Genomic DNA, 22,132 nt, shown 5'->3' with positions numbered 1-22,132 from the left:
GCTACTTGAGCTGCAGGTCCGACACCAGCCAGTGGCCGTCGGCCTGCTTGTCCAGCGTGATCACCGCGCGGTTGCGGTCGATCGTCGGCGTCGTCGACTGCGTCGTGGTCACCGTCTGGTCGAGGCAGGCGACGACCACGGCATGGGTCGCGGTGAGGCTCGAGACGCCGAAGCACTGGATGCCGGCCTTCGAGACGCCGTGGTACTTCTCGATGGCCGGACGCAGCTTGGCGGTGATCGGCGTGTAGTTCTTCCGGAACGCCGGCGTGAGGTGGGCGAGCACGCCGTTGAAGTCCGCGTCGAGGTGGCGGTAGTCGTACGAGCCGAAGTCGGTGGCCGCCTGCTTCGCGACCGTCGTGACGGTCGCGCGTGTGCCCGCCAGCGGGTCGGACGCGTCGTCCTTGCGCAGACCCCAGACCAGCCCACCGGCCACGGCGAGCACCAGCAGCACCGTGAGCACGCCCGTCGCGATCTGCCACGGGCGGGCGGACGACGGGCCGGCCGGCCCGGCGGCCGCGCGCGCGGCGTCGGCCTCGCGCAACCTGGCCGCCTTCGCCTCGAGCTTCTCGGCCTTCGACGGTCGCGGACGCGGCCGGTCGGGTGTCGGGCCTCCCGCCGTCTCGGCAAGGATCTCGGCGGAGGCATCGGACGTGGCGTCGGCGGAGACCTCGGGACGGGCGTCGGACATGGCAGGCATCTTCGTCCTTCCAGCTGGGGAGGTCACGCGTCAGGTCAGCCGTGCGCGCCGGCGAGCAGCAGGGCCTGCCACGAGTTCGGGCCGAGCACGCGGTCCTGGCCGCCGGTGAGCCCGAGGCGCAGGGGCGTGCCGTCGCTGGTCGTGATCAGTCCGCTCGCGGCGTCGTAGCCGCCGACCTCGCTACGGCCGTCGGGGGCCAGCAGGGCCGACGCGTCCGCGCCGGCCGGGGCCGCGCCGGGCCGCGGGGCGTTGGCGGCGCCGCGCGCGATGATCGAGCCCGGACAGGTCACCTCGTGCAGCGGCGTGCGCCGGCCCGAGATCGGGCTGGTGAGGGGCAGGCCGGTCGAGCAGACCGGGTCGTTGCGGTCGACCTCGACGACGCCGTTCAGGGTGCCGTCGACGACGATCTTCGGCGCGAGCCGCCCGAAGGTCGGCACGGCGACGAGCAGGGCCTGCAGGCCCGGCACGCGTGCGACCTGGATCTGCGACAGCGTCGCGACGTTGCCGAGCAGCACGCCGAACGATCCGGCGTTGGTGCGCGCGAGATCGTCGATCAGCCGGGTGGTCGCCGGGGCGTCGGCGAGCAGCCGGTCGAGCGTCGGGGTCGACGACGCCAGCGTGGCGCTCAGCGCGCGCAGCGAGCGGCTGAACCGGGTGAGCTCGCCGGTCGCGCCGGCGGCGTCGTGCAGCAGCACCGCGGCGTTGCCGATCAGCTCGACGGCGCTGTCCTGACTGGCCGAGAGCTCGTCGACCAGCCGCGCCGAGCCGCTGATGAGGGACGTCAGCGCCGGGCCGGTGCCGGCGAAGGCGGCCGCGCCCTCGCGTCCGATGATCTGCAGGTCCTTCGCATTCACCGAGTCGATGAGCCGCTCGAGGTCGTAGAGCACGGTGGCCGTGCGCAGCGGCACCGACGTGCGGTCGACCGGGATCACGGCGCCCGCCCGGTACGGCGTCGCGGACGGATGGGCGCCGGGCTCGAAGTCGACGTACTGCTCGCCGACCGCCGACAGGTCGGTGATGCGCGCGACCGCGTTGTCGGGGATCTGCACGCCGTGGTCGATCGACAGGGTGAGCGTGACGCCGTCGGTGTGCAGCTGCACGTCGTCGACGCGGCCGATCTGCACGCCCCGCATCGCCACCTCGGCGCTGTCGAAGATGCCGCCGGCGGTTTTCAGTTGCACGGTGAGCGAGTACGGCCGGTCGACGACGCGCACCCCGAGCAGCTGGAACACCGCCACGCTCAGCACGACCACCGAGATGAGCCCGAAGACGACCAGCTGGGCGATCACCGTGCCGCGCTTCATCGTCGCCCCCCGCCGAGCAGGACGGACACCGACGACGTGGCGTCCGGCGCCGTCACCGGCGCCCCGGCCTCGGCGTGCGCCTCGCCGCCCGCCTGCGGCTGGTAGCCGGGTGACTGCAACAGGCCGACGATCGTGCCGTAGAGGTTCACGTAGTCGCCGGGCGCGGCGTGGTCGAACAGCTGTCCGAAGCGGATCAGCGTGCGGAAGGTGGGGACGAGCGTGGCGTCGGCCGCGCGCAGCGAGTCGAGCGTCGGCTGCAGGTTGTCGAGCGTCGCGATCATGTCGCCGGTGCTGCGGTCGAGCAGGCCGCGCACGGTCACGCCGAGGCCCTGCACCTTCTGCAGCAGCCGGGTGAGGCCGGCCGTGTTGTCGGCGAGCGTGCGAAGGGCGTCCGGGAACTGCTGCAGCGCCTGCGTGATCGTGGTGTCGTCGCGGTCGAGCTGCCCGGCGAGGTCGCGCAGCGACACCAGGGTGCGGTCGATGTCGCCCTTGTGGTCGTCGAGCGTCGCCAGCACCGTGTCGAGCTGCCCGATGATGTCGCGCACCGCGCCGTTGCGGCCGTGCAACGTCTGTTGCAGCTCCGTGGCGATGACGTGGATCTGGTCGAGCCCGCCGCCGTTGAGCAGGGTCGAGACGGCGGCGAAGGTGTCCTCGATCGACGGCGCGGCGCTGGTCTGCGCCACCCTGACGGTGGTGCCGGCCGCGAGGCGTGGCGCGCCCGGACGCAGCGTCGAGGTCACGGCGACGAAGTCCTCGCCCAGCGGGGTGGTGAAGCGGATCTGGAACTGCGCGTCGGCCGCGAGCGGGAACCGCTGCTCGACACGGAGGCGCACGTCGGCGACGAAGTCGTGCGTGCTGATCGACGACACCTCGCCGACGACGACGCCCGCCAGCTTGACCTTCGCCCCGACGGTGAGGTTCTGGACGTCGGTGAACTGCGCGGTCACGGTGTAGGCGGCCGCGCCGTTCAGGGCGTCGGGCGCGGGCAGGTCCTCGAGGGTGAGGCCGCACCCCGACAGCAGCAGCGCGCCGGACGCGAGCACGGGCAGCAGTGATCGGCGCATCTCAACGCCCCACGTAGGTGCTGAGCTGGAGATCGGGCACGGGTGGCGCGCCGGGTGGCGATGCCCGCTTCTGGATCAGGCCGGCCTCGGCCGCGCAGAGGGTGTCGAGGGCGTCCCCGCGCCGCACCGCGGCCAGGTTCACCGGCGAGTTGAACGCGAGCACGGCGAGCACCGAGTTGAACGGCTGCCCGCAGTAGGTGGTCACCACGCCGGGCGTGCCCGGCCCGAGGATCACCCGGGCGTAGAGCGCGGGGCATCCGAGCGGGCGTCCGGTGGCCGTGGGGCACGGGCCGTGCAGGGTGATGGCGCGGTTGAAGTTCTGGAAGCCGAGCGGGGCGACGTCGAAGGTCTTGATGAGCGCCTGCTGCTCGCTCATGATCGCCGAGACGGTCGTGGCGAGGTTGCGCAGGCTCGAGCCGATCCGGGCGCGGTTGGTGCGCAGGAAGGTCGTGACCGACGCGAGGCCGCGCTGCACGTTCGCGATGGCGGTGGCGATCAGCTGCCGGTCGTCGGCGAACTGGGTCGTCACCGAGGCGAGGTCGCGGTCGACGCTGTCGATCTCGTCGTGCCGCTGGGCGAGGGTCGAGGTGAGCCGGTCGAGCCCGGTGACGAGCTTCGCGAGGGCGTCGGGGTTGTCGGTCAGGGCCGGCAGGGCGGCGGCGAGCTGGGTGATGGCGTCGTGCACGTCGGCCCCGCGCCCGTCGGCCAGCTGCGCGAAGGCGTGCAGCACGTCGGTGAGGGCGCCGTCCTTGTTCGCCCCGCTCGGGCCGAGCGTGCGGGCGAACGTGTCGACGCTGGAGAAGACCTGGTCGAGCTCGAGCGGCACCACCGTGTCCTTCAGATCGATCACGGCGCCGTGCGGCAGCACCGGCCCGCCGGTGTAGGAGGGCGTCAGCTCGACGTAGCGGTCGCTCACCGGGTTGGGTGCGAGCACCACCGCCTTCGCGCCGGCGGGCACCTTCACGTCGTCCGGCAGAGCGATGCGCACCTCGACATACGAGGCCTTCGCGGTGATGGCCGTGATGTGGCCGGTGGGCACACCGAGGATGTCGACCGAGTTGCCCGCGTACAGACCGGGGGTCGCCGGGAAGCGCGCCGTGATCGTGTACTCGCCGCCGCGCAGCAGGTGCACCACGAACCAGCCCGCGGCGACGACGACCGCCGCGAGGGCCACGGCGGCGACGAGCACCGTGCGGAGTCCGAAGCGGGCGAGCGCCCGCGTGCCGAGGTCAGTCACCGCACGGCCTCGTCGACGAGTCGGGGTGCGCCCCGCAGGCCGCGATCTGGCTGTCCGGCGTGACCGCCGCCGGCACGTAGAGGTCGAGCCAGGGCCCCGACCCGGTGGCGTTGGCGATGTTGACCGAGAACTGGCCGAGCACGAGCACGGCGCGCTGCAGCTTCGTCCGGTCACGGGCGAGCAGCGTGCTGAGCGTGTCGACGCTGCGCAGCAGCGAGGTCAGGTGGCCGCCGTCGCGGCGCACGAGGGTGTCGAGCTGCTGCGCGAGGGAGGCGGTGTCGCGCAGCAACGAGGTGATGATCGCGCGCCGTTGCTCGACCAGCTGCAGGAACGCGTCGCCCTGCAGCACCAGCTGCACCAGCGGTCCCGAGTTGGCATTGAGGGTGTCGACGATCGCGTTGGACGCGTCGAGGATCTGCTGGATGCGGTCCTGCTTCGCCGCGAGCGTGCGGGCCACGGAGGTCAGGCCACGCAGGGCGGCGGCCGCGTCCGCCGGGGCGATGCCCTCGATCGAGCGCGCCAGCGTGCGCAGCGACGTGGCCAGCTGCGTCGTCCTGGTGCCGTCGCCGAACTCGGCGAACGACTGCAGTGCCTGGACGAGTGAGTACGGCACCGTCGTGCGGCGCAGCGGGATCGTGCCACCGTCGGCCAGCTGTCCGCTGCCGGCCGACTCGATCTGCAGGAACAGGTTGCCGAGCACCGTCGCCACCTCGATCGAGGCCGACGACGCGTCGCCGAGGTGCACCCCTGCGTCCAGGCTGAAGTCGACGCGCACGTGGTCGCCCTCGACGACGACCGCGTCGACCGACCCGACGGGCACGCCGAGCACGCGGACGTCGTCGCCCTCCTTCAGGCCCGCGGCGTTGGCGAACTGTGCGTGGTAGTCGTCGGTCGGGTGCACGAACGGCAGCGACGACAGGTTCACCGCCAGCAGCACGAGGGCGACGGCGACGAGCGTGCCGACCAGCCCGACCATGAGCTGGTTGCGTTCGCGCAGCGGTCTCATCGACAGACCGCCGTGTTGCCGAGGTGGCCCGCGTGACCGTGGGGCAGGGCGAGCGGCGTGCTGACCGGCAGTTGCAGCAGGGCGAGACTCGTGAGCCCGGTCGAGTTCAGCAGTTGGCTCAGCCCGGGGATCCCCAGCCCGTGCTCGATCGACGTGAGCACCTGGCCGCCGCTCACACTCGTCCGGCCGACCGTGCGGGCGTCGACCCGGCACAGGTAGGCGTTGGCGAAGCCGCCGTTCTGCGTGGTGCGGGCGAAGTCGCCGAAGGCGGTGACGAAGCCGTCGATGAGCTGGCTGACCGTGCCGCTGTTCGCGGCCACCTGTCCGGCGACGTGGTCGAGGTCGGCGATGTCGGGTGAGAAGCCGCTCGTGCCGAGCCGGGCGAGCAGTCGGTCGACCGATGCCGCCAGGCCGTCGACGCCGTCGAGCGAGCCGAGCAGTGCCGGGCCCTGCTGGTGCAACCCGGCCGTGAGGCTCGACAGCGCCTGCACGACACCGGCGAGGTCGTTGTCGTGCGCGCTCACGGTGGTCAGCAGCTTGGTGAGGCTGTCGAGCACCTCGGTGAAGGTGTCGGTGCGGTCGGCGAGGTTCGTGGTGAGTGAGGCGGTGCGGCGCACGAGGTCGGTGATGCGGGCGGTCTGACCCTGCAGGATGTCGATGATGTCCTGCGACAGCTCGTTGACCTGCTGCGGCGTGAGCGCGGTGAACAGCGGCCGGAACCCGTCGAACAGCGCCGTGAGCGACAGCGCCGGGCGGGTGTGCGACGCGGGGATCGTGCTGCCGTACGGCAGCGGACGCCCGGGGTCGGGTCCGTCCTGGGTGATCGCGAGGTAGCGCTGGCCGAGCAGGTTCGCGTACCGCACGACGGCCCAGCTGCTCGTGGTGAGCGTCTGGTGGTCGTTGGTCGTGAAGGTGACGCGTGCGTGCTGGGCGTCGACGAGCGAGACGTCGGTGACCCGGCCGACCGCCACGCCGGCCGCCTTCACCTGGTTGCCGGCCCGCAGGCCGGAGACGCCGTCGGGCCCGGCGAAGATCGCGTGGTAGGCGTGCTCGGTGCCGACGTGCGGGCCGGTGAGGGTGCCGATCTCCATCGTCGCCATGACGCCGCCGAGGGCGAGCGCGACGATGACCTTGACCAGGGCCCTCCAGTTCATGGCGCGATCACCGTGGCCGAGCCGCGCAGCAGGGGGCCGAGCAGCAGGTCGGCGGCGTCCGGGATCGACGCGGTGGGCAGGCCCGTGAGGGCACTCGCGGCCGCACGCACCGCGTCCAGCTCGCGCCGGCTGCCGACCGAGTCGGCCGTGCCGCCGTAGGACGTGCCGGTGGTGAGCACGCGGGCACGGGCGGTCGCCGCCCTCGCACCGCAGTTCGGCCCGGTCCGGTCGCCGTAGCGGGGGCAGTCGGCGCCGGTGTACACCGGCGGGTCGTCGATGCCGTCGAAGGCGTGGCCCTCACCGCCCGCGATGATCGGGAACAGCTCGGCCACGTCGACACCGGTGAGCAGGATGTTCGTCTTCAGGTACGGCCCGCTCGAGGCTGCGGACGAGAACGCCTGGCCGAACGCACGAAAGCCGTCGATGGTGTCGACGAGCGCGTGCGGGTCCGCCGCGAGCGCCGCGCTCACCGGTACCTGGTCGCGGAAGACGGTGACGATGTTGTCGACGTTGCGCGGGCTCAACAGCAGTTGAGTGTCGTCGACGGCGGTCGGCGCGACGGCCAGCAGCTCGGCGATCGCCCGCTTCTGCGCGGTGATGCCCTTCGTGACGACGAGCAGGTTGCGCAGCGAGCCGAGCAGGTCGGGTGCGTTCCGGGCGAGCCCGTCGGTGACGGTCGCGAGGTCGCCGATCACACCGGCCAGCTGCCCCATGTGCGGCGCGATCGCACGCAGGTACCGGTCGGCGGACGTGACCAGCCTGCCGAGGCGGTCGCCCTGCCCGTCGAGGGCCGAGGCCAGCGCCGACAGGGCGGCGTCGAGCTGTGCGGGGTGGATCGACGTGAGCAGCCGGTAGGCGTTGGCCAGTGCCGTCTGCAGGCTCTCGGCCTGCGGGCCGGTGGCCGGGGCGATCGTCCCGCCGTCGTGCAGGAACGTGTCGCCGTCGCGCGCCGGTGGCAGCAGCTCGATTTGCACGGCGCCGAACAGTGTGCGGGGCAGCGCGATCGCGGTGACCGTGGCCGGGATGAGCCGGGCCTGGTCGGCGTGCAGCCGCAGCCTCGCCACCGCCGTGCCGTCGAGCGAGCCGCTGGTGTCGCTCACCTCGCCGACGATCACGTTGCGGAAGCTCACCGGATCGCCCTGCTCGAGCGCGTCGCTGGCCTGGCTCAGGTGCGCGTCCACGGTGTAGTAGTCGCCGAGGTCGCCGCGGAACGAGAGCCAGATGAGTCCGACGCCGATCACGAGGGCGGCGGCGAGCAGCAGGCCGAGCACGATCTCGAGCGGGCGGTTGCGGATGCGCTCCATCAACCGCCCCCGAGCTGCACACCGTGCAGTCCCCAGAACAGCATCGTGAGCAGCACGTCGGTGATCGCGATGAGCACCGTCGTCGCGCGGATCGCGCGGGCCGTGGCGCGGCCGACCCCGGCCGGCCCGCCCGTGGCGTTGTAGCCGTAGTAGGTGTGGATGATCGCGATGATCACCGTGAACACGATGACCTTGATGACCGAGTAGACGACGTCGATCGGCCGCAGGAACAGGTCGAAGTAGTGCAGGTAGGTGCCCGACGACTGCCCGAAGAAGATCGTCACGGTGTACTGCGTCGCGAGGTACGAGCCGAACAGCGCGACGAGGTACAACGGCACGATGACCGTGAACGCGGCGATGATGCGCGTCGTCACGAGGTAGGGCACCGACGGGATCGCCATCACCTCGAGCGCGTCGATCTCCTCGGTGATGCGCTGCGCGCCGATCTGGGACGTGAACTTGCAGCCGATCTGGCTGGCCACCGCCACGGCCGCGATGAGGGGCGCGATCTCGCGGGTGTTGGCGTAGGCCGAGACGAAGCCGGTGAGCGGCGCGATGCCGATGATGTTGAGGCTCTGGAACCCCTCGACGCCCACCTCGATGCCGACGAAGAGCGCCTCGGAGATGACGACGAGCAGGGTGCCGGTGAAGGTCAGCACGAGGCCGGTGCCGAGGGTGAGCTGCCCGATCTGGCGCATCACCTCCTCGCGGTAGCGACGCAGGGTCAGGGGCACACCCCGCAGGGCGCGCGCGGTGAAGACGACCATGTCGCCGAGGAAGCGCACCTGGTCCTCGAGGACACGGCCGGTCGCGCCCACCCGGCTCAGCGCGTCCCGCACAGGCGCCGATGCGATCGCCATCAGAACGCCCGCTGCGGCACGACGGCGAAGAAGATCTCGGTGATCACCAGGTTCAGGCCGAACAGGATGACGCCGGTGATCACCACCGACCGGTTCACGGCCTCGCCGACGCCGGTCGGGCCGCGCTTGGCGTTGAGGCCCATGTACGCGGCGATCATGACGGCGACCAGCCCGAACACCATCGCCTTGATCAACGAGGTGATGTAGTCGCTCATCGTCGCGAACTGCGTGAACGAGCCGAAGAAGCTGCCCTTCGTGCCGTGCAGTGCCACCAGGTCGAAGACGTAGGCCGACAGCACGCTGACGAAGATCACGGCGAAGCAGAGGAAGCCGCTGACCAGCACGCCGGCGACCATGAGCGGCGCCACCAGCCGCCGCAGCGGGTTGAGCCCGAGCACGATCATCGCGTCGATCTCCTCGCGGATCGTGCGCGACCCGAGTTCGGCGCAGACCGCCGAGCCGCCGACGCCCGCGAGCAGCAGCGCGGTGACGATCGGGGCCGCCTCGCGCAGCACGCCGATCGCGTCCGCGGCGCCGACGAAGCTGGCCGCGCCGATCTGGGCGGCGAGCGCACCGACCTGCAGTGCGATGGAGACGCCGAGCGGGATCGACACGAGCATCGCCGGCAGGATCGTCACGCTGATCAGGAACCAGGCACGCTCGACGAACTCGTTGAACTTGAAGCGTCCGCGGGCGATGTCGCTGACCAGGCCGTACAGGCTCGCGCCGAACATCGTGTAGAGGCCGCCGGTGGCCTCGAGCCCCGAGCGCAGGAACCCGGGCAGCGCCGAGCCGAGGCGGTCGCCGACGCGGTCGCCGGCGGTGCGGCGACGCGGGGGTGCTGGGACGTAGACCCGCGTCGGCGGATCCAGTTCGGCCAGGGCGGTCGCGGACGCCGGACGCGGTCGTGGGCGCGGCGACGGGGCCCCTTCGGGCCCGATGTCGTCGTTCCGAACCACGACGTACCCCCACCGGCGAGTGTTGGACCGCAGGAACCTACAACGCGGTGTCACACCTGTCCACGCGAACCGGACGCGCCCGGTCGGTGCCTCTCGTGCAATACCGTGGGTCGGGTCAGCCCTGTGCCCATCGCTGCGGAGGTCGCCATGTCGTCGCAGGACGTCGACGTTCTGGTCGTCGGTGCCGGTCTGGCCGGCCTCGTCGCCACCTACGAGCTGACGCAGGCCGGACGCCGGGTGCTGGTCGTCGAGCAGGAGAACCGCGCGAACCTCGGGGCCCAGGCGTTCTGGTCGCTCGGCGGGCTGTTCATGGTCGGCAGCCCCGAGCAGAAGCGGCTCGGCATCAAGGACTCGTACGAGCTCGCGCTGCAGGACTGGATGGGTTCGGCCGGCTTCGACCGCGACCGCGAGGACCACTGGCCGCGGCAGTGGGCCGAGGCGTACGTGCGGTTCGCGGCGACCGAGAAGTGGCAGTACCTGCACGACCTCGGGCTGCGCATCACGCCGATCGTCGGCTGGGCCGAGCGCGGCGCGGGCACGGCGTCCGGCCACGGCAACTCGGTGCCACGCTTCCACCTCACCTGGGGCACCGGTCCCGAGGTCGTGCGCGTCTTCCTCGAGCCGGTGCTCGAGGCCGAGCGGCGCGGGCTGGTGCGGTTCGCGTTCCGGCACCAGGTCGACGAGCTGCTCGTGGACGACGGCGCGGTGGTCGGGGTGCGTGGCAGCGTGCTCGAGCCGAGCGACGCGGAGCGCGGGGTGGCGTCCTCGCGGGAGGTCGTCGGCGGGTTCGAGTTCCGCGCGCCGGCGACGATCGTGGCGAGCGGCGGGATCGGCCACAACTTCGAGCTGATCCGCAAGAACTGGCCGGTCGACCGGCTCGGCCCGGCGCCCGAGACGATGATCGCCGGCGTGCCCGCGCACGTCGACGGCCGCATGCTGGCGATCAGCGAGCGGGCCGGCGCGAACCTCGTGAACCGCGACCGCATGTGGCACTACACCGAGGGTCTGGTCAACTGGGATCCCATCTGGCCGAACCACGCGATCCGGATCATCCCCGGCCCGTCGTCGATGTGGTTCGACGCGAACGGGCAGCGGCTGCCGGCGCCCAACTTCCCGGGATTCGACACCACCCGCACGCTCGGCGAGATCCTCAAGACCGGCTACGACTATTCGTGGTTCGTGCTCACGCAGTCGATCATCGAGAAGGAGTTCGCCCTCTCGGGATCCGAGCAGAACCCCGACATCACCGGCAAGGACCTCAAGCTCACGCTCAAGACCCGGCTGTCGAAGGGCGCGGCCGGCCCGGTCGAGGCGTTCAAGCAGCACGGCGTCGACTTCGTCGTCGCCGACAACCTGCGCGACCTGGTCGACGGCATGAACAAGATCGCGCGCGGGCCGCAGCTCGACCACGACCACCTCGAGCGGCAGATCGTCGAGCGCGACCGCGAGGTCGGCAACCCGTACACCAAGGACCTGCAGCTGATGGCGATCGCGAACGCGCGCCGCTACCTCGGCGACAAGGTCTCGCGCGTCGCGAAGCCGCACCGCATCCTCGACCCGGCGCACGGCCCGTTGATCGCCGTGCGGCTCAACATCCTCAGCCGCAAGACCCTCGGTGGCCTCGAGACGAACCTGGACGCCCAGGTGATCCGTCCCGATGGCGAACCGTTCCCGGGGCTGTATGCGGCGGGCGAGGTCGCCGGCTTCGGCGGCGGGGGAGTGCACGGCTACAACGCGCTCGAGGGCACCTTCCTCGGCGGCTGCATCTTCAGCGGCCGCGCCGCCGGGCGCGCCCTCGCGCGGTCCCTGCCCGCTCGCTGAGCCCCGCCTTGTCCCCCGGCCCGGTCATGCAGCGGGTCCGCGGATGACCGGGGCGGGGGACGAGCGGGGTCAGACGGTCGCGGTGTCGTCCTCGCCGCGGGCGTGGCGCGCGGCCGAGTAGGCCGGCTCGCGCAGCCGTGCCCACCACGGGTACGGCGCGAGGTCGGGGGCGCTGTTGAGCACGGCGTCGAAGGTGACGTCGCCGTCGGTCACGTCGTCGAGGCGGGGCACGTCGACGACGCCGAAGTCCTGCCACCGCCCGGTCGGACGCGCCACCCGCAGCGTGATCCGCACCCCGCCGTCCGCCGTGTCCTCGGGGCGGGCGCCGAGCACCACCGGCCCGGTGGGCGTGCGGTAGGGCAGCACGCTGCTGTACGGCGAGGCCGCGATGAGCCGGCCCCGGCGCGGCACGAACAGGAAGCGGGCGGGCACACCCTCACCGCTGGTGGTGAGCAGCAGGTCGACGGGCCCGTCGGTCATCTGCAACCGCACGGCGATGCCGGGGATGTCGGGCAGCCGGTCGGGCAGCCCGACGCTGCGGGAGAACCGCACCACGGCCTCGTCCGTGCCCGGCCGGTCGAGCAGGGCCGTGCCGAACGGCTCGGTGACACCCGAGCGGTGTGCCGTCGCGCGGATCGCCACACCCTTCGGGTGCAACGGCCGGCCGCTCGGCCGCACGCGTCCGACGAGGCCGAGGACGGCGCCGATGGCATCCCCACCGGCGGTGGTGGCGGAGTCGAGGGCGGCTCGCAGGGGAGGGGTGAGGGTCGGCATGCCGATCGCCTACCCGGTCGTGCGACGACGGCTCACCGGCTGTGATCGACACCGTGCGCGGCATGGGCGCGGGACGCCGCGGGAATTCAGGCCCCGTCCCGGAGACAGCCGCGACCACCTCCGGGACAGGCCCGGTTCCGGCGATGTCCCCCCGGATGTGATCGCCGGACAGCGGGCAGCCCCGACGGCCCCGGGCGTCGATCGCTCGATGCGCGGTGGGGTCGATGCTGCGGCCCGGGCGACCGGCGGGGGACGGTCGCGGAGATCGAGCCGATCATGAGCCTGCGGCAGGGGCGGACCGGTGTCAATCCGGCGTGTACTGGATCTTGACCTGGTGCGCACGCACCACCGCGTCCACTGCATCGGGCAGTGTGCGCACCCGTTCGACCCCGCTCGGCAGGCGCGTCGGCCACCCCGGGCCGGCCGCGAACACCGGCAGGCCGAGGGCGCGCACGCGCCGCAGCGCCAGCGACGAGGCGGTCTCGCCGATGCGCGACCACACCACGAGCGCGGCGACGTCGGCGCTGTCGGGCAGCCGGGCGACCGTGGTCGAGAACGCCGACTCGGGGACGCTGCCGAGCACGATCGGCTCGATGTTGCGCTCGGCGAGCGCGGCCGCCAGCGCGTGTAGCGGGGCCGTGTGCTGGTCGTGCTGCACGGCGGCCAGCACGGCGCGTCCGCCCGGGCTCGTCTGGCGCTGGTCGAAGGTCCACCGGTCGAACGCCGACATGATCGCCGCGACGGCGATGTGCTCGCACTCGATGCCGGTGCCCGTGCCGGCCCACTCGGCACCCAGGCGCTGCAGGAAGGGCGTCACCACGTCCGTCCAGGTGCTGACCGCGCCGCGTTCGACGAGCAGTGCCCGCACGGCCGACGCGACACCGGCGGCGTCCAGGGCGTCGGTCGCCAGCAGGAACTGCTGCTCGAGCGGGTCGTCGGCACTCGTGACGGACGTGCTCGGCGTGCCGCGCACGGCCACCGCGGCGGCGGAGGTCGACATGCCCTCGGCGACGAACCGGCGCAGCCGCAGCATCGCCGCGATGTCGTCGGTGGTGTAGCGCCGGTGACCGCCCTCGGTGCGCCCGCTCGGGCCGAGGCCGTAGCGCCGTTCCCAGCTGCGCAGCGTCGAGATGCTGACGCCGACGCGCGCGGCGACGTACGCCACCGGCCAGCCCAACGTGGCTGGCGGCGACGCGCTCTCCAGCGCCGAACCGCTGGGCCGCTTCTCCGGCACACGACCAGTGTGGCGCATCGAACAACCTGTGCGGAATCCCGTCGTGTGTGCACGCTTTCGCGCAGGTTTGTCGGGTTGGCCCCGCGGGTAACCGGCTGACGAGGGCGAACGCCGCCCGTGGAAACGAAGGAGATGCAGATGGCTTCGGTCACCGAGTCGATCGACGTCGAGGTCCCCGTGTCGACCGCCTACAACCAGTGGACGCAGTTCGAGTCGTTCCCGAAGTTCATGGGTGGCGTCGACTCGATCACCCAGACCGACGACCGGCACAACCACTGGAAGACCACCGTCGGCGGGGTCACCCGCGAGTTCGACACCGAGGTCACCGAGCAGCACCCGGACGAGCGCGTCGCCTGGAAGAGCACCGACGGCACCACCCACGCCGGCGTCGTGACCTTCCACCGGCTCGACGAGCGGAAGAGTCGCGTGACGGTGCAGATCGACTGGCAGCCCGAGGGCCTGGTCGAGAAGGCCGGCGCGGCGGTCGGCGTCGACGACCACCAGGTCAAGGCCGACCTCAAGCGGTTCAAGGAGTTCATCGAGTCGCGCGGCGCCGAAGAGGGTGCCTGGCGGGGCGACGTGGAGGCCGGTTCGTGACCGCTGCCGGTGTCACCCCCACGGGTGCGCGCGGATGACCGACCGGTCACCGCTGGTGCAGAAGCACGGCAGCGCCAAGCATCCGGAACGACCGGTCGCGCACCAGCGGCCGGACGGCGTCACGGACATCGAGGCCGAGGCGCTGGGCAAGCTCGGTGAGGCGCTCGAGGCGATCGAGGCCGCGCGCGGATTCCTCTACAACTTCCACCGGCTCTCGGGGACGGCCGACCTCACCCTGCAGGACGCGGTCGAGCTGCTGCGCAAGGCGGGGCACGGCGGATTGGCCGATGAGATCGAGGAGGTGCTCGTCGGCCGGGACGTGATCGCCGGCCGGTGGACCTTCCAGCTCGTCGAGGACTACGACCAGGGCTATTACGACGTCTTCAAGGACGTCGAGCACCACGCCCGCGCGCAGATCGGGGTGCCCGACCCGCATCTGTACGAGGCGGAGATGAAGCACCAGGAGCAGCAGCCGAAGGGCTGACCGCCTCCTCTCCCCACGGACCCCGTCCGGCCACCGTGCGACCGGTGCAGCCGGGCGGGGTCCGTCCATCACAACGTTTGTGGAGTGCCCTCCTCGGCGCGCTGCTTGCGGCTGCTGCCGCTCGAACCGCCACCGCCGCCGACGTTGTCGAGGGCGCCCGCGAGGACGACGACGACCGCCACCACGACCACGATCGCGCCCAGGGCCAGCAGCCCCACGACTGCGGCGAGCGGCACAGTCACCGTCAACATCGTCACCGAGCGGACGAACGGTCGCGCGGCGAGCATGCTGCCCGCGACCAGCACGATGCCGCAGACGGCGAGCACGGCGATGCCCGAGCGGCTCATCAGCATCTCGTGCCAGACCAGCAGCACGGTCGCCTTGAGCGCCTGCCCCGTGAGGCCGTCGTGCTTGATCCGTTCGGCGAGCCAGGCGACGATCCCGCCGACAGCGGCCAGTTGCAGCGCCAGCCCGCCGGCGATCCACGCCCAGCGGTGCCGCACCGGCCCCAGACGGTGCGCCGCCCTGGCCCTCGTCCACCGGCCCTCGCCGGTCAGCGCCGTGACGCCGGCACCCTCACCCATCTCGTCCCCCTCGCTCGTGACCGCAGTGATCATGCCGAGCACGGGCCGACGGCGGAAGGGACGGCCGCCCGGCGTCACCGTTCCGCAACAACGGCGGGGGAGCAGCGCCTCCCCGGCCGTCCTGGTCGGGTTTCCGGGACCTGGACAGACCACGACGGCCGGGAAGGTGGTGCTTCCCGGCCGTCGTGGGGTGCTGGTGGTGTGGTCAGGCCTTGCGGCGGGTTCGTGGGGTGGCAGGTTCCGCGGGGCCGGACGTGACCCGGCCGGCCGCCAGGCGCACCAGCCCGAGCAGCACGGCCGCCACGGGCAGCGCGACGAGGAAGCGCAGCAGCACGGCGACGGTGTCGGCGTGCGGGTCGGTGAACCCCTGGTACAGGACGGGCGCAGCGAAGATCAGCGCCACGACGAGCGTGGACGGACGGAACATCGCCGGCTCAGACGCCTGCGTCGCCCAGTCGGTCGAGCAGCAGCGCCGCCCAGCGCGTCGGGGTGGCCGGGTCGTTGTCCATGAACGCCACCGGGATGTCGAACGACCACACCGAGGCCGGGCTGGCCGTGCGGTTGAGCCGGTTCACGATGAGCGCGTCCGGACGCACCTGCAGCGTCTCGACCTCGTGCTCGAGGTCGCTGAGCTTGCGCGAGCCGTCGAGGATGGCCCAGAGCTGCGTCGGCCGCAGCTCGCCGAGCAGGGCGCCCGCCGTCGGCTTCGGCATGAGCGGGTCGTGCTCGTCGGTGGTGTCGATCAGCACGATGGCCGACTCGCCGGACAGGCGGATCTCGGCGGCCTGCAGCAGGGTGGTCGGCTCGACGACGTCCTCGGGACGCAGGCCGGCGCGCTCGCGCAGGTTGTCGGCCCACTTCAGCGCCTCACTCCGCGGGCCGGCGACGGCGATGACGACGCCGCGTCCGGTGGGCAGCGTGACGCCCGGCAGCGTGCGGGAGAGCTCGGCGACGGCCCGGTACGGGTCGACGCCCGGGCCGGGGAGCAGGCGCTCGGGGATGCCGAGGTCGAGCAGCGGCTGGTGCTCGACGGTCAGCGGCACCGGCGGCGCGACCTGCACGTTCGGCAGCGTGTGCGTCGGCGTGGCGTGCCCGTTCGGGGTGCCCGTCGTGGCAGTCTGGGTCATGGCAGCACCCGTCCCGTTGGAGTGGTTGAAATCGGCCGCGTCCAGCGAGGGGGCGGAGACCGGTTCGAAGGTCGGAAGGTTCGCGGGCACGGCGTTCCGGGATGCACTCCGGTGCACCCTGGTGTTGACCCGCCCGCCCTGCTTGTCGCGTGCCATCTCGAGCAACATGCTAGCGAACTCCGCGTTCGTGTGGTCGAGCGATTCCTCATCAGTCACATCAGCACCACGCACCGGCGGCAGCACGCCGTGCAGGTGCTCGGCGCCCTCGGCGGCCTCGAGCAGACCGGACAGGTGATCCTCGAGGGGGGTCTCGTCGGTGATCTCGTACTCGACTCCGACTCGTTCCCGAGCGAAGAAACCCATCACGCCTCCTGAGCGGGGGTAGGAAACAGACAGCACATGGACCTTGCCGGGGTGGCGCTCGTCCAGCTCCGCGAGGAGCTGTTCGAGCTCCTCACCCTCCTGGTACAGGGTCTCGGACATCGTCGATCACTCCTAGCGGATTCACGGTGACCGAGCTGGCAGCGAGCTCGGCGAAGGACAGGACGGGCAGGTTCGGGGCGCTGAGCTTCACCAGTCGGCGCAGCGGCAGGCGGATGGGCGCGGCGACGATCAGCACCGGGTGGTGACCCTGCGCCTGCTCGGCGGTGTAGCGGTGCGCGATCTGGTTGACCGCGGCTTCCGCGAGCGCCGGCTCCAACATCAGTTGAGCACCACCCTCACCCGGGCGCAGCGACTCGAGCATCGACTGCTGCAGCCGCGGCTCGAGCGTGAGCACATCGAGGGAGTTCTCGCGGGCGTGCTGGGCGACGATGGCCGGGCCGAGCGCCGTGCGCGCCGACTCGATGAGTCGGTCGGGCTCGGTGCCGCCCTTGGCCGCCACCGACAGTGCCTCGTAGATGCGGACGAGGTCGCGGATCGAGACGCTCTCGTCGAGCAGCGCGTGCAGGACGCGCTGGATCTCGCCGAGCGTGAGCAGTGCGGGGGTGAGGTCCTCGACGACGACGGGGTGGCTGCGCTTGAGCGCGCGGGTCGCGGCGGCGACCTCCTCCCGGCCGAGCAGGCGGCTGGCGTGCGAGCGGACGGCCTCCGACAGGTGGGTCGTGATGAGCGACGACCGGTCGACGACGGTGGCACCGAGCAGCTCGGCCTGGCCGGAGAGCTCGACCGGGATCCACTTGGCGGTGAGGCCGAAGACCGGCTCACGCGTCGGCTTGCCCGGCAGGCCGCCGAGGCCGTCGCCGATGGCGAGCACCATGCCCGAGGGCGCCTGGCCGCGTCCGAGTTCGACGCCGTTGATGTTGATCGTGTACGTGGCGTGCGGCAGGTTCACGCTGTCGCGTGTCCGCACCGCCGGCATCACCACGCCGAGCTCGGCGGCCAGCGTGCGGCGCAGCGCGCGCACGCGGTCGAGCAGGTCGGCGCCGGGGCCGTCGACCAGCGGGATCAGGTCGGGGGCGAGGATCAGCTCGAGCGGGTCGACGCGGATCTCCTGCAGCAGCGCCTCTTCGGCGTCGACCGTCTCGCCCGGAGCGGCGATGACCTCGGCCGACTCGTCCTCGTCCTTCGGCGGCGTGATGCGCGACGCGGCGATCATCAGCGCGCCGCCGACCACGAGGAACGGCAGCTTGGGCAGGCCCGGGACGACGCAGAGCAGCAGCGCGGCGCCACCGGCGATCTGGGTGGCGCGCTTGTGGCCGGACAGCTGGCGCGAGACGACGGTGCCCATGTCGTCGGTGTCGCCCGAGCGGGTGACGATGAGGCCGGTCGAGACCGACAGCAGCAGCGCCGGGATCTGCGAGACCAGGCCGTCGCCGACGCTGAGCAGGCTGTACTTCGACAGCGCGTCGCTGAAGCTCAACCCGTGTTGCAGGATGCCGATCGCGAACCCGCCGATCAGGTTGATCAGCGTGATGATGATGGCCGCGATGGCGTCACCCTTGACGAAGCGGGTGGCACCGTCCATCGCACCGTAGAAGTCGGCCTCGGCGGCGACCTCGGTGCGGCGCTTGCGGGCGGTCTTCTCGTCGATGAGGCCGGCGTTGAGGTCGGCGTCGATCGCCATCTGCTTGCCGGGCATGGCGTCGAGGGTGAAGCGGGCGCCGACCTCGGCCACGCGTCCGGCACCGTTGGTGATGACGACGAACTGGATCACCAGCAGGATCGCGAAGATCACCAGGCCGATGACCAGCGAGCCGCCGATCACGAAGTGGCCGAACGCGCTGATGACGTTGCCGGCGAAGCCGTCGGTGAGCACGAGGCGGGTGGCGCTGATGTTCAGGGCCAGCCGGAACAGCGTGGCGACCAGCAGCAGCGACGGGAAGCTGGAGAAGTCGAGCGGGCGGCGCACGTACATCGACACCAGCACCACCAGCACGGCGCCGGTGATGTTCAGGGCGATGAGGAGGTCGAGGACCATCGACGGCATCGGCACGACGAACATGACGACGATCGCCACGACCCCGACGGGGACCGCCAGCTGGCTGAACCGGCCTGTTCTCACGACACCTCGGCTATGAATGACCTGATCCGGGCATCCGTCCCGCATGTGTGCCGTCCTGGCACGCCTCCTATCGGCGCGGCCGGTGGGCGGTTGAGCGGGGTGGCGCGAGGTTGGGCCGAAGGTCCCGACGGCCCGAGCGGGCGTGCGTCAGCGCGTCGCGGTCTGCTGCGAGCCCTCCGCCGCGCCCTCGACGTCCTCGGTGCGCTCGTCGGAGTCCTGCAGGATGGCCCGTGCCTGCAGCTCGCGGTCCTCGCTGCCGACGCGTTCCTCCTCGGGCAGCAGCTCGGCACGTGAGTCGACGCGGGCGTCCGGGTCGTTCGGGTCCGGGAGATCGGTCATGCCGACGGTCTACCCGGTCGGGGCGGACACCATGCCGGCGAGCGCGGGCACCGAGTGCATGCCGGCGGCCGAGCCCTTCCGCCGCAGCGTCATGATGAAGGCCAGCACCGTCGCGACCGCCCGGTACAGGTCGGCGGGGATCTCCTGGCCGACGTCGCACGCGGCGTAGAGCGTCCGGGCGAGGGGGACGTCGCGCACCATCGGGATGCGGTGCTCGTCGCCGATCGCGCGGATGCGGGCGGCGACGTGGTCGGCGCCCTTGGCGATGACCCGCGGCGCGCCGCGGCTCGGCTCGTACTTCAGCGCCACGGCGACGTGCGTCGGGTTGACCAGGATGACGTCGGCTTCCTTGACGTCGGCCATCATGCGGTTGCGGGCCATGGCGAGCTGGCGCGAGCGGATGTGGCCCTTGAGGCGCGGGTCGCCCTCGGCGCCCTTCATCTCCTCCTTGATCTCGTGCTTGGTCATCTTCAACTGCTTGGTGTTGCGGCGGCGCACGACCACGAAGTCGGCCACCGCCGTGATGAGACCGGTGACGGCGGCCCACCGCAGCAGGGACAGCACGCCGTTCACGGCCAGCCCGATGACATCCGACAGCGGCAGCGAACCGGACCCCACGATGGTCGGGACGAGACGCTTGATCGACAGGTAGACCACCATGCCGAGCACCGCGCTCTTGCCCAGCGACTTCAGCAGCTGCCACCAGCCGTGCGGGCCGAACATGCGCTTGATGCCCGACAGCGGGTTCAGTCGCTTGAACGTCGGCTTGAGCAGCTTGGGCGAGAACCAGATGCCGCCCTGCAGCGCGACCGAGGCGACCCCCACCCCGGCGATGAGCAGGGCGAGCGGCAGCACGGCCAGCATGCCCCGCTGCGCGGTGTCGCCGGCGATCGACATCGCGTTGCCGATGTCGGGGTTGCGGATCACCGCGCCGATGCGCACGAAGGCCTGCACCGAGGTGTCCATCAGCGAGCTGAAGACACCCGGCAGCACGAAGGTGGCGGCGAGCATGCCGGCCCAGGCGCCGAGGTCGGGGGTGTTGCCGATGCTGCCGTCGCGCCGTGCCTGCTTCTTGCGCTTCGGTGTCGCCTGTTCGGTGCGTTCGCCGCCACCTCCTCCGCCGCCGCTCATACGTCGCTCATCCGGTCACCACCGATACGACCCGGTCGGCCTGGTCGGCCAGGTGCAGCACCACCTGCGGCATCAGCGTCATGCTGCCGCCGACGAGCAGGAGGGTGAGGCCGATCTTCACCGGGAACGACAGCGAGAAGGCGTTCAGCTGCGGCGCGATGCGGTTCAGCACGCCGAGGGCGATGTCGGCGAGGAAGAGCACGACGAGCACGGGCCCGGCGATCTGCAGCGCGGCGACGAACAGCCCGCTGGCGGTCGAGGCGATCTGCGCGTCGAGCCGGTTCAGGTGGATGGTGCCGTCGAGCGGGATCGCCTCGAACGTGCGCAGGATGCCGCCGAAGATCACCAGGTGGGCGTTCGTCACGAAGATCAGCGTGGTGGCGAGGATGCCGTAGAACTTGCCGAAGATGGACGTCATGGTGTTGCTCAGCGGCTCGTAGGCGGCCGAGAGCGAGAAGCCGCCGAACAGGTCGAGCAGACCGCCGGCCGCCTCGATCGCGGTGAACAGCAGCCGGGTGAGGAAGCCCAACGCCGTGCCGATGACGACCTGCTCGAGCACTGCGCCGGCGACGGCGGCGAAGTCACCCGACGGCGCGTGCGCGAGATTCTGGTGCACCAGCGGCAGGGCGAGTCCGACGCTCAACGCGACCCGCACGGTGCGGGGCACGCCGGCGGTGGCGATCGGCGGCGCCACCATGAGCCAGGCGAGCAGCCGCGCACTGATCAGCAGCAGCGTGATCAGCTCGGGTTGCGAGAACGACATCTGCACGGGGGACGTGTCCTCAGCTGAGCATCTTCGGGATGCCGTGGAACAGGTCGGTGGTGAACGAGATCATCGAGTTGAGCATCCAGTGCCCGGAGAGCAGCAGGGCGATCCCGACGCCGATCGCCTTCGGCACGAAGGCGAGGGTGAACTCCTGGATCTGGGTCGCCGACTGGAACAGCGACACGGCGAAGCCGACAACCAGCGCCGTGACGAGGGCGGGAGCCGCCAGCTTGGCGGTGATGAGCATGACCTGCATGGCCAGGTGGATGACCGAGGTGTCCGTCATGGCAGCGCGTCCTAGGTGGTGTTGTAGCTCTGCACGAGCGAGGTCACGATGAGGCCCCAGCCGTCGACGAGGACGAAGAGCAGGAGCTTGAAGGGCAGTGACACGGACACCGGCGGCAGCATCATCATGCCGAGCGACATCAGTGACGACGACACGACGAGGTCGATGATCACGAACGGGATGTAGACGATGAAACCGATGATCATCGCCGCCCGCAGCTCCGAGAGCACGAACGCCGGGATGATCGTCGTGAGCTGCAGCTTCTCGGGGCTCGAGGGGTTCGCCATGTGCGCGGCGCGCAGCATGAGCGCGATCTCCTCCGGCCGGGTGTGCGCGAGCATGAACTCGCGCAACGGCTTGATGCCGTCGGTCCAGGCCTGGCTGCGGGTCTTGGTGCCGTGCAGGTAGGGCTGGATGCCGAGCTTGTTGACCTTGCTCAGCACCGGTTCCATGACGAACAGCGACAGGAACAGCGACAGGCCCGCCAGCACCTGGTTCGGCGGCACCGTGCTCAGGCCCAGCGCGTTGCGGGTGAGCGACAGCACGACGAAGATCTTGGTGAAGCTCGTGACGAGCAGCAGCAGCGACGGCGCCACCGAGAGCAGCGTGACGAGCAGCAGGATGTTGAGCGACGTGCTCGGCTTGCTCGGCAGCTTCACCGTCACGTCGGACGGACCGCTCGGGCTGGTGGGGGCGGACGGGCCGTCCGGCGGAGTGGGGGCGTCGAGCACCCGGCCGGACAGCGGGGTGAGCGCGCGGGCGGAGACCGCCTGCGTGTGGTCGGCGAGGGTCGCGGCGCCGGCGACCACTCGCGGCGCCGCTGCCGCGACGGGTGCCGCAGAGGCGGCACCAGCGGTCAGCAGGACACCCACGAGGGCAGCCGCCAGCGCTGCGACTGCCA

General features: G+C 71.5%; 23 protein-coding genes. 3 read left to right on the top strand and 20 right to left on the bottom strand.

Annotation, left to right across the window (positions count from 1 at the left end; genetic code table 11):
• Position 1: 1 nt before the first annotated feature.
• The 9 genes from ACTHMS_RS18265 to ACTHMS_RS18225 are packed head-to-tail and all read right to left on the bottom strand — an operon-like array spanning position 2 to position 9,585.
• Complete coding sequence (locus tag ACTHMS_RS18265; RefSeq protein WP_440308087.1) at positions 2-688, bottom strand: hypothetical protein; 687 nt, start codon at positions 686-688, stop codon at positions 2-4.
• A 44-nt stretch (positions 689-732) separates the two neighbouring features.
• Positions 733-2,001, bottom strand: coding sequence for an MCE family protein (locus ACTHMS_RS18260; protein WP_440308086.1), 1,269 nt, complete (start codon positions 1,999-2,001; stop codon positions 733-735).
• A complete protein-coding gene (locus tag ACTHMS_RS18255) occupies positions 1,998-3,065 on the bottom strand; it encodes an MCE family protein (RefSeq protein ID WP_440308085.1) in 1,068 nt (355 codons plus the stop codon). The genes ACTHMS_RS18260 and ACTHMS_RS18255 overlap by 4 nt, the downstream gene beginning before the upstream one ends.
• A gap of 1 nt (position 3,066) precedes the next feature.
• A complete protein-coding gene (locus tag ACTHMS_RS18250; protein ID WP_440308084.1) occupies positions 3,067-4,302 on the bottom strand; it encodes an MCE family protein in 1,236 nt (411 codons plus the stop codon).
• The gene (locus ACTHMS_RS18245) at positions 4,295-5,308 is read right to left on the bottom strand and encodes an MCE family protein (protein ID WP_440308083.1); all 1,014 of its coding nucleotides are present in this window, start codon (positions 5,306-5,308) and stop codon (positions 4,295-4,297) included. The genes ACTHMS_RS18250 and ACTHMS_RS18245 overlap by 8 nt, the downstream gene beginning before the upstream one ends.
• The gene (locus ACTHMS_RS18240) at positions 5,305-6,462 is read right to left on the bottom strand and encodes an MCE family protein (RefSeq protein WP_440308082.1); all 1,158 of its coding nucleotides are present in this window, start codon (positions 6,460-6,462) and stop codon (positions 5,305-5,307) included. The genes ACTHMS_RS18245 and ACTHMS_RS18240 overlap by 4 nt, the downstream gene beginning before the upstream one ends.
• The gene (locus tag ACTHMS_RS18235) at positions 6,459-7,766 is read right to left on the bottom strand and encodes an MCE family protein (protein ID WP_440308081.1); all 1,308 of its coding nucleotides are present in this window, start codon (positions 7,764-7,766) and stop codon (positions 6,459-6,461) included. Before ACTHMS_RS18235 ends, ACTHMS_RS18240 begins: the two co-directional genes overlap by 4 nt.
• Positions 7,766-8,626 carry an MlaE family ABC transporter permease gene (locus ACTHMS_RS18230; RefSeq protein WP_440308080.1) on the bottom strand — a complete coding sequence of 287 codons (861 nt, stop codon included), beginning with the start codon at positions 8,624-8,626 and terminating at the stop codon, positions 7,766-7,768. The genes ACTHMS_RS18235 and ACTHMS_RS18230 overlap by 1 nt, the downstream gene beginning before the upstream one ends.
• Positions 8,626-9,585 (bottom strand): MlaE family ABC transporter permease, encoded by a 960-nt coding sequence (locus ACTHMS_RS18225; protein ID WP_440308079.1) that lies wholly within the window; start codon positions 9,583-9,585, stop codon positions 8,626-8,628. Before ACTHMS_RS18225 ends, ACTHMS_RS18230 begins: the two co-directional genes overlap by 1 nt.
• Before the next feature lie 147 nt (positions 9,586-9,732).
• Here ACTHMS_RS18225 and ACTHMS_RS18220 point away from each other — a divergent pair, with 147 nt between their 5' ends.
• Complete coding sequence (locus ACTHMS_RS18220) at positions 9,733-11,406, top strand: FAD-binding dehydrogenase (RefSeq protein WP_440308106.1); 1,674 nt, start codon at positions 9,733-9,735, stop codon at positions 11,404-11,406.
• Positions 11,407-11,475: 69 nt separating this feature from the next.
• On the opposite strand, the gene ACTHMS_RS18215 is transcribed toward ACTHMS_RS18220, so the two are convergent.
• Positions 11,476-12,180, bottom strand: coding sequence for a hypothetical protein (locus ACTHMS_RS18215; protein ID WP_440308078.1), 705 nt, complete (start codon positions 12,178-12,180; stop codon positions 11,476-11,478).
• Between the two features lie 304 nt (positions 12,181-12,484).
• Positions 12,485-13,414 carry a MerR family transcriptional regulator gene (locus tag ACTHMS_RS18210; protein WP_440308077.1) on the bottom strand — a complete coding sequence of 310 codons (930 nt, stop codon included), beginning with the start codon at positions 13,412-13,414 and terminating at the stop codon, positions 12,485-12,487.
• 138 nt (positions 13,415-13,552) lie between these two features.
• On the opposite strand from ACTHMS_RS18210, the gene ACTHMS_RS18205 reads away from it, so the two are divergent.
• Positions 13,553-14,011, top strand: coding sequence for an SRPBCC family protein (locus ACTHMS_RS18205; RefSeq protein ID WP_440308076.1), 459 nt, complete (start codon positions 13,553-13,555; stop codon positions 14,009-14,011).
• Between the two features lie 34 nt (positions 14,012-14,045).
• A complete protein-coding gene (locus ACTHMS_RS18200; protein ID WP_440308075.1) occupies positions 14,046-14,495 on the top strand; it encodes a hypothetical protein in 450 nt (149 codons plus the stop codon).
• Positions 14,496-14,563: 68 nt separating this feature from the next.
• Here the strand turns inward: ACTHMS_RS18200 and ACTHMS_RS18195 are convergent, their stop codons facing one another.
• From ACTHMS_RS18195 to fliP, 9 genes are all read right to left on the bottom strand, one after another.
• Positions 14,564-15,112, bottom strand: coding sequence for a hypothetical protein (locus tag ACTHMS_RS18195; RefSeq protein ID WP_440308074.1), 549 nt, complete (start codon positions 15,110-15,112; stop codon positions 14,564-14,566).
• A 172-nt stretch (positions 15,113-15,284) separates the two neighbouring features.
• The gene (locus tag ACTHMS_RS18190) at positions 15,285-15,506 is read right to left on the bottom strand and encodes a hypothetical protein (RefSeq protein ID WP_440308073.1); all 222 of its coding nucleotides are present in this window, start codon (positions 15,504-15,506) and stop codon (positions 15,285-15,287) included.
• Positions 15,507-15,513: 7 nt separating this feature from the next.
• Positions 15,514-16,689 (bottom strand): hypothetical protein, encoded by a 1,176-nt coding sequence (locus ACTHMS_RS18185; RefSeq protein WP_440308072.1) that lies wholly within the window; start codon positions 16,687-16,689, stop codon positions 15,514-15,516.
• Positions 16,661-18,754, bottom strand: a complete 2,094-nt coding sequence (locus tag ACTHMS_RS18180) for a flagellar biosynthesis protein FlhA (RefSeq protein WP_440308071.1) — start codon at positions 18,752-18,754, stop codon at positions 16,661-16,663. Before ACTHMS_RS18180 ends, ACTHMS_RS18185 begins: the two co-directional genes overlap by 29 nt.
• A 102-nt stretch (positions 18,755-18,856) precedes the next feature.
• A complete protein-coding gene (locus ACTHMS_RS18175; RefSeq protein WP_440308070.1) occupies positions 18,857-19,048 on the bottom strand; it encodes a hypothetical protein in 192 nt (63 codons plus the stop codon).
• Positions 19,049-19,057: 9 nt separating this feature from the next.
• Positions 19,058-20,179 (bottom strand): EscU/YscU/HrcU family type III secretion system export apparatus switch protein, encoded by a 1,122-nt coding sequence (locus ACTHMS_RS18170; RefSeq protein ID WP_440308069.1) that lies wholly within the window; start codon positions 20,177-20,179, stop codon positions 19,058-19,060.
• 7 nt (positions 20,180-20,186) lie between these two features.
• A complete protein-coding gene (locus ACTHMS_RS18165) occupies positions 20,187-20,942 on the bottom strand; it encodes a flagellar biosynthetic protein FliR (protein WP_440308105.1) in 756 nt (251 codons plus the stop codon).
• A gap of 19 nt (positions 20,943-20,961) precedes the next feature.
• Positions 20,962-21,231, bottom strand: a complete 270-nt coding sequence (locus ACTHMS_RS18160; RefSeq protein WP_440308068.1) for a flagellar biosynthetic protein FliQ — start codon at positions 21,229-21,231, stop codon at positions 20,962-20,964.
• An 11-nt stretch (positions 21,232-21,242) separates the two neighbouring features.
• A partial coding sequence (fliP, locus tag ACTHMS_RS18155) for a flagellar type III secretion system pore protein FliP (RefSeq protein ID WP_440308067.1) occupies positions 21,243-22,132 on the bottom strand: 890 nt, incomplete at its 5' end.

This window comes from Jatrophihabitans sp. (assembly GCF_051960575.1).
Taxonomy (GTDB): domain Bacteria; phylum Actinomycetota; class Actinomycetes; order Mycobacteriales; family Jatrophihabitantaceae; genus JBQCEE01.
Note: the sequence above shows the minus strand (reverse complement) of the source record. Positions and strands in the feature narration are given on the sequence as shown.